The sequence below is a fragment of the Bacillus sp. 05T31 genome, from assembly GCF_056396725.1.
In genome coordinates, this window is sequence record NZ_JBFTMA010001489.1 from 1 (window position 1) to 374 (window position 374).

General features: G+C 35.0%; 1 protein-coding gene. It reads right to left on the bottom strand.

Annotation, left to right across the window (positions count from 1 at the left end; genetic code table 11):
- A partial coding sequence (locus tag AC1DJR_RS33995; RefSeq protein ID WP_477004672.1) for a M9 family metallopeptidase N-terminal domain-containing protein occupies positions 1-374 on the bottom strand: 374 nt, incomplete at both ends.

The following is a 374-nucleotide window of genomic DNA, read 5'->3' on the forward strand; positions in this document are numbered from 1 at the left end:
ACGTAGAGCTTCTACTAATGTTTCAATCCCTTTTGAATCATCTTTCGTATAAGCTTGTCCTTGTTCTGCTAGTTTATTAATGATCGCTTGCATTCGGCTATCATCTTGATAGAATTTGAGACTATCACTATTAAACTGAAATAATTCCGGAATTTGATACCAATTAATTGTCACAAGAAGATCAGTTAATTGTTTGTTACTTAATTGATTTAACTCAGCCATCGAATACTTTTTTTCTTCAGCTAACGGTTTAACATCCTCGTTTGGTGCTAGCGGACGCTGCGATAAATCCGATAACTTTAACCGTTTTGTAAAAGATGCATTTTCTTGTACTGTTGAAGAGTGCGCCAACTCATCAACAGATTTCTGTATTC